Here is a 12,925-nt window from a genome sequence, read left to right as displayed (position 1 = left end):
CATTACTCCCTCTTAACCAAAAATTTTAGAATGAAACAGCCCGGCCCCCCTCCCTGTCTTGCCTCCATCAATTTTTTTTCTGTCGAACTAAGGTGTTGATAGTGTCGCAATATATTCCATGCCTAAAAGCGACGATGCTCTTTGTGAGGTTTATTGTAAGGTCTTTTTTATCTAATTTCAAAAAGTCGATTATCAGGTAAATTACTAACGGCTCTTTGTAATTCATTTAGAGATTGATTATATCCAATAATGGCTTGTAAAAAGTTTCCTCTAGCTTCAGTTAAACTTCTTTGAGCATTAATTACATCTGTTTGAGTGCCAACCCCTGCTTGAAAGCGTAATCTTGCTAAACGGAGACTTTCTGCGGCAGTGACAACGGCTTTTTCGGTAGTTTTGATGTTTTCTTGGTTAGCAATCAATGTATTGTAAGAATTTTCTACTTGTAAACGAATTTGGTTTCTCTGATTTCCAAAATTGGTTTCCTCAATCTCCATATTACGAGTTTCTTGATCTCCCCTTGCCTGAGTAATACCTCCATCATATAATCGCCAACGCATTCTTGCACCAACGTTATAACCGTTAGCATTACCTGTAAGGCTTAAAGTATCTGTTAAAGTGTTAGTAAAATTGTAATTAGCAAAAAGGCTTACTTGAGGGCGGGTTTCAGAAAGGGCAATTTGTCTATTTTGTTCGCTAATGTCTCGTCTGACTAATAATTGTTCTAATTCTGCCCTATTTTTATAAGCCATGATAATGCTTTCTTCTAGGGAATAGTGCCAAATTCCGTTTTCTTTTATTTCATCGGCTGCGGTTAATTCTACATTTTGTCCGACGTTTAATACTTCTGCTAATTTTCTTCTTGAATTACGTTGTTCGGCGATGGCTTTGGTTAAGGCTTGATTGGCATTAGCTAAATCTACTTCAGCCTGTAAAACATCAAATTTTGTCCCTAATCCGGCTTGTTCTAATAATTGTGCATCTCGTAAGGTTTGGGAAAAATCTTCAATGGCGGCTTGGGCAATGGCAACTTGAGCATCTCTATTTTGTAACTCATAATAAGCATTACCCGTATTAAATCTAGTTTCTTCTGAGATACGTTCTACTTCTAATTTACTCAAATAAACTTCTTGACGAGAACGTTCAATGTTTGCATTTCTACGACCTCCGTTATACACATCGTAGCCGATCTCGAATTGTCCGAGTAACTGTGTTCTATGCCTAAAAACATCACCACCTTGAGGTGTCGTATCATTTCCATTTTGATTTAATTCTAATTGTCCATCAACAGTAGGTAACTGAGCACCTAAAGAAGCCCTTAAACCATCTTCAGATTTTTGTAACTCAATTCTGGCTACTTGTAAATCCTGATTATTGTGCAGTGCGATTTCAATAGCTTGATCTAAAGTAACAGATTGTTGTTTGTCGATGGTAACTTCTTTCGGTTTTGTGGGAAAGAGCAAAGGGTTAGGATTAGAATTAAATTTAGTGGTATTTTTCCCTGAAGTAACGGGGGTATTTTCTTTTGTGGGAGGATTGTTACTTTCTTGAGCCAAGGTAGGAGTAATATAATTTAAGGCTAAGTAGATAGAAGTAAAGAGAAAAGAAAAACTTTTTTGATAAGACATTAGTATAATATAAAGATTACTTTTAGATAGTGATTATAATTTATTTTTAGTGAGATGGTGATTAACGAATCATTAATTATCGATTATGAGATATTTTAAGCAATACTTTTCAAATTTTAATGGCATTTCACAATCTTACCTGAAATTTAATTAATAATTGACTCTATATTTTAATGTGATTGACGCTGTTTTATCTTAAAATTCTAATGACAGATAATATTTAGTGGAGTTCGGAGTTCGGAATTTGGAGTTCGGAGTTCAGATTAAGTATTTACGTCTGTAAACCTGTAACAACTAGCAAATAGTTATTGACATATTATGGCTCTTGGCTACCTCGCCCTAGTGCTACACGCACATTTACCCTTTGTTCGCCATCCAGAAAGTGATTATGTCTTAGAAGAAGAGTGGTTGTATGAAGCAATCACCGAAACTTATATACCTTTAATCCATGTTTTTGAAGGATTAAAACGAGATGGAGTTGATTTTAAAATCACCATGAGTATGACACCTCCTTTAGTGTCTATGCTTCGGGATCAATTATTACAAGAAAGATACAGCGAACATTTAGAAAAATTACAAGAATTACTTGAAAAAGAAATTGAACATAATGAACATAATGGGCACATTAAATATCTTGCCGAATATTATGCTCATGAGTTCAAGGAAATTCGGAAAACATGGGAAAGATATAAAGGTGATTTAGTCACTGCTTTTAAAAATTTTCAAGATAGTAATAACGTTGAAATTATTACTTGCGGTGCAACTCACGGTTATTTACCCTTGATGAAAATGTATCCTCAAGCGGTATGGGCACAAATTGAAGTTGCTTGTCAAAGTTATGAAGAAAATTTTGGCATTCGTCCTCGAGGAATTTGGTTACCTGAATGTGCTTATTATGAAGGTTTAGAAAGAATGTTAGCCGATGCAGGTTTACGTTACTTCTTAACCGATGGTCATGGCTTACTCTACGCCCGTCCACGTCCTCGTTTTGGCACTTATGCACCAATTTTCACTGAAACAGGAGTAGCAGTTTTTGGACGAGATCATGAGTCATCTCAACAAGTATGGTCATCACAAGTTGGTTATCCGGGTGATCCTGTTTATCGTGAATTTTATAAAGATTTAGGTTGGGAAGCTGACTACGATTATATTAAACCCTATATCATGCCTAACGGTCAACGAAAAAATGTTGGCATCAAATATCATAAAATTACGAGTCGTCAAGCGGGTTTATCCGATAAAGCCTTATATGATCCTTATTGGGCAAGAGAAAAAGCGGCAGAACACGCAGGAAACTTTTTGTATAATCGAATCCAACAAGTTCAACATTTAGCCTCAATGATGCAACGAGAGCCTCTAATAGTATCACCCTATGACGCTGAACTCTACGGACATTGGTGGTATGAAGGACCTCAATTTATTGATTTTCTCTTCCGTAAAGCTTGGTTTGATCAGGATTCATTATACATGATTCATTTAGCAGACTATTTAAAAGGACATCCTACTCAACAAGTGGCGATTCCTTCTCAATCAAGTTGGGGTTATAAAGGTTTCCATGAATATTGGTTAAATCATACCAATGCTTGGGTTTATCCTCATCTCCACAAAGCGGCAGAAAAAATGATTCATTTAGGAACTCTTGAACCCGCAGACGAGTTACAATTACGAGCTTTAAATCAAGCGGCTCGGGAATTATTATTAGCACAGTCTTCTGATTGGGCCTTTATTATGCGTACGGGGACAATGGTACCTTATGCCGTAAGACGAACTAAGAGTCATTTGCTAAGATTAAATAAACTCTATGATGAGATTTTAGCTCAAAAAGTTGATTCAGGCTGGTTAAGCAAAGTAGAAGCAATTGATAATATTTTCCCTCAAATTGATTATCGAGTTTATCGCCCACTTTAATTAAAGATGAGGAGAGGAGGAGACTAGGAGATGAGGAGAGGAGGAGATCAATTTCTTATTCTCTATTCCCTATTTTTTGATCAACATATTTTTTTATCCATTATTAGTATTAAATTTATGACTGAAGAAGCAAAAGCAACCGAAATAAAAGTTAAACCAGAGGCAGGAGAAGTTAAAGCTAAACCTCCTAAAAAAGAGAAGCCTCCAGCTTTAGAAGATAAGCCTTTTACTGAGTTTATGGAACAACATTTCACTCCTACTCTGAAAACTGCTTTAGAAAAACAAGGTTTACAAGATGTACAGTTAGACTTTAAAAAAGCGAAAATTCCCGTTACAGGTTTTGAATCTAATCCTGAATGTTGGCAAGTAAATGGTAACTTGAAAAATCGTCAATTTTCTCTTTATTTTTTTGATGAGGATATTAACGGACAAAAAGCCTTTTCTTGTGCTACTGATGGGAAAAAACCGAGTACCATCGAATCTTTTATGATTGATGAGCGCAAAGCTAGTCTTGATTTAATGGTATTATTTGCTCTGAAGCGTTTAAATGGTCAGAAATGGTTAGCTAGAAATTAAATAATTATATTGGAGTTACCCATCCTGAGCTTGTCGAAGAATCTCAAAACGATTGATTTTTTAGGGAAAAGTGCGTAACTTCTATTTATTACTTTTTATAATCAGCGATCGCCAAGTTAAATGTGGTTGATCGTTTTTTTATAGGCTAAATTTGATAAATATATCTCTAATAAGCTAGTTTGCATTTAAGTCGTCTGGTGATGGAAGGGAAAAGGGAAAAGGAAAGAGTTAAAAGTTAAAACTTTAGATTATTTTTTAGAATTAATAGAAAATGTAAGTTAAATGCGTCTTAGCTTACAAGGCAAGAAGATTTTTTAAAAATAATTAAAAATATGTCCTAATTTTTTTATGGGCGATCGCACTCATCATCAAATGGTTAAATTCTATCTTGCCATGACTCAGGATTGCGATGAAAGTGCATAACTGCCAAGATTAAAATATAATCATCTTCAATGGTATATAAAATTGCATAAGGAAATTTACGGGTTAAACAACGATGAATATTTTTATCAACAATGGCATAACTATAGGTTGAATTTTTGAAAAATTTTAGTTATCTTTAGATAACGAACGTTATTAGGCTTGAACTTCAGTTCAAGGTGAGTTATGGGTTATAAGCAGTTATCCCATTTTTAAATGAATTTTAAAGCTAATAGGAAACGTTGATTAAAATGAACTAAATATGGGGTAAAATTTGATTAATAGATTTTTTTATCTTTACTTATTTCTATTAACTTTTTATGACTATTTGGGTTAACGAACAAAAAGACGGTTGTGGTATCATTCAGGCTTGTATTGCTACCACCAATCAACAACAGGCGGAAGATTGTCATGCTAATTGGGAAAAAGAATTAACACCCCAACAAAAAGAGCAAGGTTGGGAAGTTACCATTAAAACTGTTGCTTCTTGGGATGATGTGCCTGTTAATGCTTTAAAACTCAATTAATCATAAAAATTACATAACTATCAATAGGTAACGATGAATACTTTAGTAATTAATTGTAACTCTGTAGCCTTGACAAACAAACAATTTTTTCAGTTATGTATTAATAATCCCAATGTGAGATTGGAAAAAAATCATCGAGGAGATTTAGTAATTATGACCCCTGTAGGTGATATTAGTAGTAATAGAAATGCTGGTATCATTGCTCAATTATGGTTATGGAATAGTAATTCAAATTTAGGCATGGTTTTTGATTCTTCTGCTGGTTTTATTTTACCAAATAATGCGATTCGATCTCCTGATGCGTCTTGGATTTCTATAGAAAAATGGCAGTTAATTCCTCATGAAGAAAAAGAGAAATTTAGTCATATTTGTCCTGATTTTGTGATCGAACTAATGTCTCCTAGTGACAACCTCAAAGATACTCAAAAAAAGATGAAAGAATATATAGAAAATGGAGCGAAATTAGGTTGGTTAATTAATCGAAAAAACAGTCAAGTAGAAATTTATCGAGAAAATAAAGAAGTAGAAATTTTAAATAACCCTAATAGCTTATCCGGAGAAAATATATTAGTAAATTTTGTTTTAAATATGGAACAAGTTTGGTAGTTTATAGTATTCTATTTATGCTTTAATAGCTGATAGTACTATACTAAATGGTTAATTGTTCACTGTTAACTGTTAAGATGATTCCAGCACAATATTCATCAGAAGAAACTAAATCGCCTTTTTTGGATTGGCGTAAAACCAGTATCATCGGTAAAATTATTGGTTTATTATCAAATTGGCAATCTAGCAGTTATCTTTTAGGTTATCAAGAGATTATTGCTACTATTTTTATTTGTTTAGTAATTATTGCTGCACCCTTTACCAATAACACCCTTTTGGGGGTAATTTTACTTGCTAGTGGTTTATTTTGGGCATTATTAACTATTTCTGAAGTAAAAACGAATCAAATCACTGCTATTCATCTATGGATTTTTGCTTATTGGTTAATTTCAGTGATAGCAACGGCTTTTTCTCCTTTAAAATCGGAAGCATTATCAGGATTAGTTAAGTTTACCCTTTATTTACTTTTCTTCGCTTTAGCCACGAGGGTTTTTCGTCATCCTAAATTACTCTCATGGGTAACAACTTTTTATCTTTTAATTTCCTTAATCGTTAGTGCCTACGGAGTGAGACAGCAATTTATCGGTGTAAAGCCTCTTGCTACATGGAATGATCCCACATCTCCTTTAGCCGATGCTACACGGGTTTATAGTTATTTAGGAAATCCTAATCTTTTAGGCAGTTATTTAATTCCGGCGGTAGCTTTTTCCGTAGCGGCGTTGATTCTTTGGCAAACCTTACCGCAAAAAATCTTCGCTGGTTTTGCTTTAACTATTAATATCGCTTGTATTTATTTTACGGGCAGTCGTGGCTCATGGTTAGCTTTACTTGCCACAGGAATTGTCTTTTTATTGGCGTTTAAATTTTGGTGGAATGAATACTTATCACCTTTTTGGCGTAAATGGTTAATTCCTATCGCTATCGGCAGTTTTTTAGCTTTAATTGGTGTCGGTTCAATTTTTAGTGAAACCTTGAGGCTCAGAATTTTGAGTTTATTTTCAGGGCGAGGTGACAGTAGCAATAATTTTCGGATTAATGTATGGACATCTGCATTTAAAATGTTTCAAGATTATCCCTTAACCGGAATTGGCCCCGGAAATGAAGTTTTTAACAAAATTTATCCTCACTATATGCAGACGAAATTCACCGCTTTAAGTGCCTATTCAATTTTTCTCGAAATCACCCTCGAAACTGGTTTAATCGGCATTATGTGCTTTTTAGGAGTGATTATAGCTACTTTTCAACGGGGAATACGACTCATTCAAAATCTTAAGCCCAAAAATGATCAACAAGCCATAAGGGTAATTGCTTCCCTTGCGGCTATTACTGGTTTAGCTATTCAAGGTTTATTTGATACAGTGTGGTATCGCCCTCAAGTTAATACTTTATGGTGGTTGTGTATCGCTATTGTTGCTTCTTTTCCAGCCTTTAATTCTAAAAGTGAATGATAATGTTAACTGATTTATCCACTAATTTTATCCCCATTGCCATGGTAGGGATTTATTTAGGTATTCTCATCTTAATTGCCGAAATTCTCAGTCGTTATCAAAAAACCGATGCAGAATTAACCCGTAAAATTGTTCACATCGGCACTGGTAACGTTATCTTATTCGCATGGTGGTTAAATATTCCCACTTCTGTCATTCTTCTTGCTTCTATAGTTGCTTCCCTAGTAGCGATCGCATCATATTTTTTACCCATATTACCAAGCGTTAACGGAGTAGGAAGAAAAAGTTTAGGTACATTATTTTACGCCATCAGTATTGGTATTTTAACTGCTTTATTTTGGCAAAATGGACAAAAACAATTTACGGCTATGGGAATTTTAATCATGAGTTATGGCGATGGCATGGCGGCATTGATTGGGCAAAAATGGGGAAAACATCCTTATCAAATATGGGGAAATAAAAAAAGTTGGCAAGGCTCATTAACCATGACATTAGTTACTATATTAGTAGGAATAATTATGCTCAATTTAGGGAGTAATTGGCAATGGGAAAATTTAATTATTGCCTTGAGTGTGGGAATTTTTGCAACCATATTAGAAACAATATCTATCATCGGCATTGATAATTTAACCGTGCCTGTCGGTAGTGGAATTATGGCTTATTATTTACAACAAATGTTAACTTTAAAGTAGGTTGAGCAATGCCCAAAATTAAGCAAAATTATTGATTCTTTATTACCTAATTTAGTTGTCGTAGTCGAGAAACCTTTACTCAATATATGGAAGTACTGCAAAGTATTCATAAGGGCATGGTAGCTGATGAATATTTCTTGATTTATGTAGTGTTTCCCTTAATCCCCATATGGATACTTACTCCGAAAGTACTATAGCCCATCACGGAGAGGAAAATTACCAAGATGAGATCGCCAGATTAACAGGGAAAAAAGAAAGATGGAAAAAGTCCCTTGAAAGAATGGTTAGATAATCTTAGCGATGCAAAAACAAGAGCAAAAATAAAAGCGAGATTAACTAGAGTGACACTAGGAAATTTAGGAGATTATAAATCAGTAGGTGATGGAGTTTGTGAATTCAGAATAAACTATGGGAAAGGTTACAGAATTTATTTTGCACAAATTGGTACAATAATTATAATTCTTTTGTGTGGAGGTGATAAAGATAGTCAAAAAAAAGATATTCAAGAAGCAAAACAATATTGGTTAGATTATAAAAATAAATTATAAAAAGAGTTAAAACAATGGCAACAAGCAACAATTATCATCAATATCTTATTGAATCTTTAAAAGATAAAACTGAAGCCGCAAATTATCTCTGGGCAATTTTACAGGAAGAACAAACCGAACCGCAATTGTTAGAAATTGCTCTTAACAACATTTTAGAAGCACTAGGAACTACTTGTTTATCAACCGAAGAAATTAAACAACAAAAAGCGAAAATTAATCAACTATTAAATCAGTCAGGAAGTGCAGTTATTTATAGTTTAGCTGAGTGGTTACAAAAATTAGGTTTAGAATTAAGTGTAAATATTAATAATCAATCGAAATTATTAATAAGCTCACAAATATCTAACGATAATTTAAAAGTCTTGATCTAATTTTATCGCCATGAGATTATTGTAGGTGAGTGTTTCTGTACTATTTTAGGGAAAGTATTGATAAATAAGAGGTTTAATTTTATTTTATTTATTTGCGTAAGTCCTGACACTATTCAAACTTTTTTAATGAAACTATTATGTTTAACATTGCCCTCAAACAAGAAGATTATTTAACCTATATTTTAAAAGACTTAGAAACCAATTCTCGGTTGGAAATTGTCCCCGAAAAAGGAGGAATTGTGATAGATTGGACAATCCAAGGACAAAAAATTTTATATTTAGATCAAGAAAGATTTAAAAATCCTCAGTTAAGTGTTAGAGGTGGTATTCCCATTTTATTTCCTATTTGTGGTAACTTACCTGATAATATTTTTCACTATCAAAACCAACAATATATTTTAAAACAACATGGTTTTGCTAGAGATTTACCTTGGGAAGTAATCAGTCAATCTACGGATACTTCTGCCAAACTTGTTTTAGCTTTAAAAAGTAATGCAGAAACTTTGAAAGTTTATCCCTTTGAATTTGAGTTAAAATTTACTTATAAATTAGAAGGAAATAAGTTAACTATTGAACAATTATATGAAAATAAATCAGGAGAAAAAATGCCCTTTTCTGTGGGTTTTCATCCTTATTTTTACTGTAACGATAAAAGTAAATTAAAGTTAGAAATTCCTGCTGTTGAATATACCAATAAAAGTGGTGATAAAACTTATCCATTTTACGGAGAGTTAGATTATTCTGAAGAAGAAATAGACATTGCTTTTACCACAATAAACGCCCAAAAAACATCTTTTCTTGATGGTAAGCGTAATTTAAAAGTTGATATTTCTTACAGTAATTTATTCTCTACTCTAGTATTATGGACTTTGAAAGATAAAGATTTTATTTGTGTTGAGCCTTGGAGTTCGCCTCGTAATAGTATCAATACAGGAGAACAATTAAACTATTTAAACCCTCAAGAAATTTACGAAGCAAAGATAACTATAGAAATTTCCTAGTTTAACTGAAATATTGTAAGATTAAGATTGTGTTGGTAACTCAAAAGTAATATTTTTAACCTCCCCTGATTTACCCAATTCTTTCTGTTTTTCATCATTCACAGTTACAAATAAACCTCCAGCATTACCCGCACGAATAGTAACTCTTTGTTTACCATTCCATTGTTTTTCTAATCCTTTAGTGAGGATACCCTCAAAAACAGGTTTTTCATCCACAATAATTTTCACCCAAGAGTCTTCTTTTACCGTTACTTTCACAACTATTTCCGTCGGAGTAGGAGGTTTTTCTTCTTTTTTCTCCACAATGGGTATTGCTTCAGGAGTCGTATTTATAGGAGTATTATTTGTTGGGGGAATTTTAGTTTCAATTACTTGTTTTTGTGGTATTTTTATTTGTGTAAATTGAGAAGATTCTAAAACACTGCTTAAACTTCTAATGGAAAAAAATAGTAAAAGAAAATAGAAAAAATATAAATGTTGAGGCTTAAAATTTAGAGGAATTTTAAAGTAAAATGACCGTAAAGAAGATTTTTTTTGATATACTTTTTTATTTAATTCTATGGAAAATTGCTGACTAATGTCTTCTCCATTAAGTTTGAGAAAATTAGCATATTTTTTGATTAGTTGTCTCGTAAAAAAAGGCTCAGGTAAATGGTGTAAATCTCCTGATTCAAGAGCGTTAAGAATACTGAGAGGAATATGCAGTTGATTTGAGATTAAATCTTTTTCAATATTTCTTTCAATTCTTGCCTGTTTAAGTTCTACACTAATTAATTCTAATTGTTGTTTTCTTATTTCGTTATAATCGGTGATTTCTTTTTGAGTTTTCCTAAAGAATTTCATAGTTAAATTTATTCCTCCCTTCAATAATTTAATTCTTTGATATTTCTTTAATAGTTTTTTTTAAATCAGAAATTTCTGGTACAGTTAGGCTACGATATTTACCTGATGATAAGGAAGCTATTTTAATATTACCAATAGCTTTTCTGTGTAAACTAATGACAGGATAACCAAATAATTCTGCTATTTTGCGAATTTGACGATTTCGCCCTTCTCGTAAGATTATCTCCATCTGAGTTTGATTATTACTTCTTTTATTGATAGTAATTTCTGTCGGTAAAGTTTGTTTTCCTTCCCACATAAATCCTTGAACCCATTGTTCTATAATTTTATTAGGTATATTACCTTCAAGAGTTACAAGATAAGTTTTCGGAAGATCATAACTAGGATGAGTTAATTTCACAGTTAATGAACCATCATTAGTTAATAATAATGCACCAGTGGAATTGCGATCGAGTCTGCCCACCGGGTGTATTCCTTTGCCTGATTTAAGATAAGAGGGTAACAAATCCATAACTGTTTTTCTTCCTTGGGGATCATCACAAGTACTAATGTATCCTTTAGGTTTGTTTAACAAGAAGTAAACTAATCGAGGACGATAATCACTACTTAATATTTTACCATCAACTTCTATAGTATCTCTGGCCACATTAGCTTTATCTCCTAACTGAATGTTAACGCCATTGACTTTCACTCTTCCTTCCACAATCATGGTTTCGGCTTCTCGGCGGGAGGCAATTCCCCATTCTCTTAAAATTTTTTGCACTCTTTCTGACATTTATTTTTTCTTTCTTCTTTATCTTAATGATCAATAGTGAATTTTTAGTTTAACTTGAAATGTTGTAAAAATTATTTTATTACATTTTTTAACACAAAGTTTTATAAACCAGAATGAAAAATTTGGCTATGGCCATGGAGGTTTAAGATATAATTTTATGATTTGTCCAACACCTTTAGATCAGTCAGTGAGCGGTAATTTACTATTTAATTAAAGATTTAGATCTATGAACAATTCTAAAATAAAAATAGGTTTAAAAAATAACCTAGATAAATTATTATTTGTTTTTGCTACATCCTATCTCATGCTAGTCGCCGGATGGTTTTGGAAACACCAACAACAAAAAGTCTCCTCATCATCGGTAAATGTAGATAACTCCATTCCACAATCTACCAGTAATCAGACTCAAACTTTAGCTCTTCAAAACGAAATATCATCTAATAACACTAAAAATTTTCCGCCTCAAAATATCCCCCCCCATCCATTACCAATACCTATTGTTTCTTTACCTCCCACTAGCGTAAATTCTAATACCCCAACTAATACTTTAACTATTCCTCCTCTACCAAATACTAATACGAATAATTCTCTACCTTACCCTCCTCCCGTATCATCCTTACCTATCTCACAACCTCCCCAACCAACTTTATCCTCCTCTCCTTCATTTGCTTCTACTTCCACCATTACACCCCCTCCCATCGAAACAAAAATTCCTTCACCCCCAAAATTAACAAAAGTGCCAACTATTAATACTTTAATCACAAATACTGATAATAAAAACACAATTCCTAATCTTAATACTGATAATAATAAAGTTACCGATGTTCTGGCGATCGCCAAAGAAACACCTATAGAAACAAATTATAACTATAAATTAATTGGTATTGTGGAATTAGGAAATAGTGGCAGTGTTGCTTTATTCAATATCAATAATCTTACCGAGAAAGTTCTCATTGGTAATGAAATAGGTACTACAGGATGGGTATTAATGGGCATCAATGGCACACAAGCAATAATTAGTCATCAAAATCAATCAGTGTATCTAAGAGTGGGAGAAACATTCTAGGAATATAATCAAAATTAACTTAACATTTATTTAACTATTAATATTATGGGTATATTTGAAGATTTTACTTTCTTTTTAGAATCTCGTTTAGAAGACTTTTTACAAAATAATCCGCAGTTAAATTTAACAATTATTGCCCAAGAATTAAATACACAAAAACAAGATACTATTAAATCAATTACTCGTTTAGAATTAGAACAAAAAAAAGTTGAAAATGATATTTTAAGTTTAGGTAAAGAAATTCAAATTTGGTTTGATCGCATGAATAAAGCCGAGAAATTGAGAAGGTTAGATTTAGCGAAGGAAGCCGAAAATAGAAAAAATTTATTATTAAATCAAGGTAATTTACTTTGGCAAGAAATGGAGAAAACAAAAGAAAAAATTATTAAAAATAAAGAGTTGTTAATTTCTTTAGAAACAAAAGAACAAGAAGTTAATTTAAAAATAGCCCAATTAAAAACTAAAGAACAAAACAATTATAAACGAACCAATGATTATAATAAATATTCATATTATAAC

General features: G+C 32.6%; 15 protein-coding genes. 12 read left to right on the top strand and 3 right to left on the bottom strand.

Translation table 11 applies throughout. The features are described 5' to 3' along the window. Positions 1-167 precede the first annotated feature (167 nt). Positions 168-1,634 (bottom strand): TolC family protein, encoded by a 1,467-nt coding sequence (locus FWJ34_RS13640; RefSeq protein WP_396231938.1) that lies wholly within the window; start codon positions 1,632-1,634, stop codon positions 168-170. A gap of 309 nt (positions 1,635-1,943) precedes the next feature. Here FWJ34_RS13640 and FWJ34_RS13635 point away from each other — a divergent pair, with 309 nt between their 5' ends. From FWJ34_RS13635 to FWJ34_RS13590, 10 genes are all read left to right on the top strand, one after another. Then, a complete protein-coding gene (locus FWJ34_RS13635) occupies positions 1,944-3,533 on the top strand; it encodes a 1,4-alpha-glucan branching protein domain-containing protein (protein ID WP_308255877.1) in 1,590 nt (529 codons plus the stop codon). A 117-nt stretch (positions 3,534-3,650) separates the two neighbouring features. Further along, on the top strand, positions 3,651-4,109 hold the full coding sequence (locus FWJ34_RS13630) for a DUF2996 domain-containing protein (RefSeq protein ID WP_308255876.1): 459 nt from the start codon (positions 3,651-3,653) through the stop codon (positions 4,107-4,109). A 740-nt stretch (positions 4,110-4,849) separates the two neighbouring features. After that, the gene (locus tag FWJ34_RS13625) at positions 4,850-5,056 is read left to right on the top strand and encodes a glycogen debranching protein (RefSeq protein ID WP_308255875.1); all 207 of its coding nucleotides are present in this window, start codon (positions 4,850-4,852) and stop codon (positions 5,054-5,056) included. A 33-nt stretch (positions 5,057-5,089) separates the two neighbouring features. Next, the gene (locus FWJ34_RS13620; protein WP_308255874.1) at positions 5,090-5,662 is read left to right on the top strand and encodes a Uma2 family endonuclease; all 573 of its coding nucleotides are present in this window, start codon (positions 5,090-5,092) and stop codon (positions 5,660-5,662) included. Positions 5,663-5,739: 77 nt separating this feature from the next. Next, positions 5,740-7,110, top strand: coding sequence for an IctB family putative bicarbonate transporter (locus tag FWJ34_RS13615; RefSeq protein ID WP_308255873.1), 1,371 nt, complete (start codon positions 5,740-5,742; stop codon positions 7,108-7,110). A gap of 2 nt (positions 7,111-7,112) precedes the next feature. Then, positions 7,113-7,802: an SEC59/DGK1/VTE5 family protein gene (locus FWJ34_RS13610; RefSeq protein ID WP_308255872.1), complete on the top strand. Its 690-nt coding sequence runs from the start codon at positions 7,113-7,115 to the stop codon at positions 7,800-7,802. Positions 7,803-7,971: 169 nt separating this feature from the next. Beyond that, a complete protein-coding gene (locus FWJ34_RS13605; RefSeq protein WP_308255871.1) occupies positions 7,972-8,094 on the top strand; it encodes a hypothetical protein in 123 nt (40 codons plus the stop codon). After that, on the top strand, positions 8,075-8,350 hold the full coding sequence (locus FWJ34_RS13600) for a type II toxin-antitoxin system RelE/ParE family toxin (protein ID WP_308255870.1): 276 nt from the start codon (positions 8,075-8,077) through the stop codon (positions 8,348-8,350). The genes FWJ34_RS13605 and FWJ34_RS13600 overlap by 20 nt, the downstream gene beginning before the upstream one ends. Before the next feature lie 14 nt (positions 8,351-8,364). After that, positions 8,365-8,721 carry a hypothetical protein gene (locus FWJ34_RS13595; RefSeq protein ID WP_308255869.1) on the top strand — a complete coding sequence of 119 codons (357 nt, stop codon included), beginning with the start codon at positions 8,365-8,367 and terminating at the stop codon, positions 8,719-8,721. Positions 8,722-8,855: 134 nt separating this feature from the next. Further along, positions 8,856-9,722 (top strand): aldose epimerase, encoded by an 867-nt coding sequence (locus tag FWJ34_RS13590; protein WP_396231936.1) that lies wholly within the window; start codon positions 8,856-8,858, stop codon positions 9,720-9,722. Positions 9,723-9,743: 21 nt separating this feature from the next. On the opposite strand, the gene FWJ34_RS13585 is transcribed toward FWJ34_RS13590, so the two are convergent. Together FWJ34_RS13585 and FWJ34_RS13580 are read right to left on the bottom strand one after the other, a co-directional pair. Further along, positions 9,744-10,565, bottom strand: coding sequence for a RodZ domain-containing protein (locus FWJ34_RS13585; protein WP_308255867.1), 822 nt, complete (start codon positions 10,563-10,565; stop codon positions 9,744-9,746). A gap of 28 nt (positions 10,566-10,593) precedes the next feature. Then, positions 10,594-11,340 carry a pseudouridine synthase gene (locus tag FWJ34_RS13580; protein ID WP_308255866.1) on the bottom strand — a complete coding sequence of 249 codons (747 nt, stop codon included), beginning with the start codon at positions 11,338-11,340 and terminating at the stop codon, positions 10,594-10,596. Between the two features lie 226 nt (positions 11,341-11,566). Between FWJ34_RS13580 and FWJ34_RS13575 the strand changes: the two genes are divergently transcribed. Continuing rightward, positions 11,567-12,406 (top strand): hypothetical protein, encoded by an 840-nt coding sequence (locus tag FWJ34_RS13575; RefSeq protein WP_308255865.1) that lies wholly within the window; start codon positions 11,567-11,569, stop codon positions 12,404-12,406. Between the two features lie 45 nt (positions 12,407-12,451). After that, positions 12,452-12,925, top strand: a 474-nt coding sequence (locus FWJ34_RS13570) for a TIGR04376 family protein (protein ID WP_308255864.1), incomplete at its 3' end; no start/stop codon positions are given.

Origin of the sequence: Geminocystis sp. GBBB08 (assembly GCF_016743215.1) — a bacterium.
Taxonomy (GTDB): Bacteria; Cyanobacteriota; Cyanobacteriia; order Cyanobacteriales; family Cyanobacteriaceae; genus Geminocystis.
Note: the sequence above shows the minus strand (reverse complement) of the source record. Positions and strands in the feature narration are given on the sequence as shown.